The organism is Staphylococcus sp. EG-SA-17, assembly GCF_017151845.1.
Classification (GTDB): Bacteria; Bacillota; Bacilli; order Staphylococcales; family Staphylococcaceae; genus Staphylococcus; species Staphylococcus aureus.
Map to the genome: position 1 here is coordinate 1 of NZ_JACVZO010000157.1, position 249 is coordinate 249.

Genomic DNA, 249 nt, shown 5'->3' on the forward strand with positions numbered 1-249 from the left:
ATGTAGCTGTAAATGATGTTAGAAATCAAACGATTAAGGCAATCGAACAAATTAAACCGAAAGTTAGACGCAAACGTGCAGCGTTGGATAACATTGATGAAAGTAATAATAACCAACTCGATGCAATACCATTTGATTCAACACGTTTCACATCATTATTCGCTATTGCTTGATCGATGTTTTGTAATGCACGTTTTTCATTATTCGCTAATTGATTTAAAGCAACTTGTTTTTCTTCATCAGTCGCAT

The 249-nt window shown here is 33.7% G+C and carries 1 pseudogene; it reads right to left on the reverse strand.

The features are described from left to right. Positions 1 to 118: 118 nt before the first annotated feature. Positions 119 to 249 (reverse strand): annotated as a pseudogene (locus IDG65_RS14540) (DUF1542 domain-containing protein); the annotation flags it as partial.